Origin of the sequence: Actinomyces oricola (assembly GCF_004104015.1) — a bacterium.
In the GTDB taxonomy this organism is placed as follows: domain Bacteria; phylum Actinomycetota; class Actinomycetes; order Actinomycetales; family Actinomycetaceae; genus Actinomyces; species Actinomyces oricola.
The window spans coordinates 1-3,234 of record NZ_RYFV01000053.1; the positions used below are offsets into that span (position 1 = coordinate 1).

Sequence of the window (3,234 nt, forward strand, 5' to 3'; positions counted from 1 at the left end):
CCAGCGCGACACCCCCGAACAAACATACACCGCGTTCCTTGACTACATCACCAGCCGCACCTTCGACTACGACTTCGAACACCTACCAACAACACCCCCCGACAACGATCTTGTTTAAAGCCGGCCATATCTACCACCCTACGCACCCGACCATAATCCGGTCGAGCATGGTTGGAACACGGCCAAAAGCGCAATCGTGAACATTCAGCGTGACACGTCTGAGGAAACCTACACCGCATTCATGGGCTACATTAACAATCACACCTTCGACTACGACTTCGCGCACCTCCCAAATCTCACGCCACCCGACAACGATCTTGTTTAATTCCGGCCATAACACCAACAGTGCGGCCGCCGAAATATTTGGTGAGGGTAACATTCCCGCAAAAATGCTCTATACCATGAAAGATTGTAGGTTGTCTGTACTTGAAGAGGGAGTAAAACAAATTGCGGCGTATCTAGAGAATGGCCATTAAATGTCGTCGTGAATTTAATGAAACTGTAGCAGCGTCCTCAACTATTCGATAAAAAGGGTTAATGTTAGGTGGTGTGCACGCTATTTTCGATACAACGCCCTAAATTCCACCTGTAAATCAAACTTCAGAAATGGTTTTAAAAGAACATCGAGTCCTGACGACAGGAGTGGTGGCGTACCCCTCATAACTGGTTGGAGGCATGGGCGACAATGAAAGCACCTGGGAAGGATAGATAGCACAATGGCCAAGATCAACTTCAGGCGACTAAGCCAGGGGGCCTCGGCTTCAGTCAACACGATTACCGATCCTCGAGACCTGTTCAACGCCTTACCTGAGAAGGTTGCTGGTCTAGACTATCTGCGAGGTCCTCAGGATCAAGTTCTGGCCGCCTGGTATGACCGTCGCGACGAGCAAGACCTTGTAATCAAGATGAACACAGGTGGCGGCAAGACGCTGGTCGGGCTCCTCATCGCGCGCAGCTGGCTCAATGAGGGTGTCCGACCCGTCGCATATCTCGTGCCTGATGGTTTTTTGCTTGAGCAGGTCGTAGATGAGGCGGGCCGGATCGGGATCGCGACCACGAAGGATTCCAAGGCACCCGAGTACCAACAGGGACGCGCCGTGCTCGTCGGGACGTTCGCGAAACTCTTCAATGGCCTGTCCATCTTCGGTGTCGGCGGTAGTGTGTCAAAGCCTCCCTCCCACAGTCTCGGCGGAGTGATCATTGATGATGCTCATGCCTGCATCGCTCAAGCGGATCATGTATTCCGGCTCCGCATCGAGTACGGCTCGGAGGCGTACAGCGATCTGCTGGACCTGTTTGCTGATGATCTGAGGGTGCAGTCTCCTAATGGTCTACTAGACCTAAAAGCGCGACGTCAATCAGCGATTCAGGAGGTCCCATTTTGGGCATGGCAGGACAAGCAGGATCGGGTCTTGTCGATCCTCCATCCGATCTCAGAAGGCGAGGTACTGAAGTGGGGCTGGCCGCTTGTCGTAGATAGCCTCCCCCTCTGCACTGCCGTGGTCACCAGCGATGCTTTCGAGATCTATCCCCCTTGTCACCCCACAGAGATGCTCCTTGGCTTTTCACAGGCACGGCGGCGCGTCTACCTCACCGCCACCCTTGCTGACGACTCGGTGCTGATTCGGCACTTCGGTGCGGCACCGGAGTCAGTCTCACGGCCGATTTCTCCCTCGAGCGCGGGCGATATCGGGGATCGAATGATCCTCGTGCCACAGCAACTTGTACCTAGCGCGACGAACGAAGAGGTACGTGATCTCGTCCTCGATTTAGCTAAGAAGCAGAACGTCGTGGTTATCGTGCCGAGCCGCAGCCGAGCCGACTGGTGGCAGGACTACGCAGCCGACGTGCTGGACCGTGAGAACATCGATCAGGGCATCGAGCAACTACGCAACAACCCAAAATTGGGTCTGATAGTGCTCATCAACCGCTACGACGGGATTGACTTGCCCGACAACGCCTGCCACGTATTGGTGTTGGATGGCCTGCCAGAAGCACTCGACGGACGGGAGCGGCTGGAACAGGCCCGGTTGATCGGGTCAACAAGGCTCCTTGGTCGACAGGTTCAACGCTTGGAGCAGGGTATGGGGCGAGCTACCCGTTCGAACGAGGACTATGCTGTGGTCCTTCTTCTGGGAGCGCAGCTGGCTGAGCGGCTCAATTCACCGGAGGCACGCGACTACTTTTCACCCGCAACAAAGGCACAATTGGACCTCGCATTGGAGATTGCCAATGAGATCGAGGCCGACTCGCTAGACGACCTCCACGAAATCATGGAGCAATGCCTCGAACGTGATAAAGAATGGGTGGCCTATAGTAAGGCTGCGCTGGCCCCGGTCCGGTACGACACGTCTGGAATTACCGACACCGCCAGTGCTGAGCGAGAAGCATTCGACGCCGCTCAGCGTAGAGACTATGCGGCCGCAGTCAGAGCACAGCAAAGAGCCGTGAGTCGTCTTGGGGATGAAATCGTTACACAGGCTATCTATAGACAGCAGCTCGCTGCCTACACTAATTTCTTCGACCCTTCCGAGGCTCAACAGATCCAGAAGACAGCGAACCTTGCGAACAGGCGACTCCTTCGCCCTTTGGAGGGAGTGCAATACGAGAAACTCAAGGCGGCAAGCCGCCTTCAGGGCGAGCAGGCTTCCTCCTGGTTGCAAAAGAGATACGCCTCCGGTAATGACCTCTTACTTGGGTTTGAGGCTGTATTGCAGGATCTCGATTGGGGACCGCGCACTGCACAGTTCGAACAGGCCATGCATGATCTCGCCTTGCATATCGGCCACACAGGGCAGCGGCCAGAAGACACGCTCGGACGTGGGCCAGACAATCTCTGGGCACTTTGCGACGGATCGTTTTACATCATCGAAGCGAAGAGCGGGGCCGCCTCCGGCCACCCTGTGTATAAGAAAGATGCCGAGCAACTGTCAAACGCCATGGACTGGTTTCGGCAGCAGTACCCTAGCAGCGAAGCAACGCCAGTGCTGATCCACCCAGAGGAAAAGTTCGACTCACATGCCGCAATACCGATAGGCTGCCGCATTATCACGACGGAACGACTTACACGGCTACGGGATTCCGTACGAGCTTTCGCTACAGGGCTGTGGCCGGCTTTAAACAAGATCGTTGTCGGGGGGTGTTGTTGGTAGGTGTTCGAAGTCGTAGTCGAAGGTGCGGCTGGTGATGTAGTCAAGGAACGCGGTGTATGTTTGTTCGGGGGTGTCGCGCTGG

The 3,234-nt window shown here is 55.5% G+C and carries 1 protein-coding gene and 1 pseudogene; both read left to right on the forward strand.

Translation table 11 applies throughout. From position 1 onward, the window contains the following. Positions 1-133: 133 nt before the first annotated feature. Positions 134-325: pseudogene (locus EUC46_RS13205) on the forward strand (hypothetical protein); the annotation flags it as partial. 391 nt (positions 326-716) lie between these two features. Next, a complete protein-coding gene (locus EUC46_RS12280) occupies positions 717-3,152 on the forward strand; it encodes a DEAD/DEAH box helicase (RefSeq protein WP_241655574.1) in 2,436 nt (811 codons plus the stop codon). Positions 3,153-3,234: the final 82 nt, after the last annotated feature.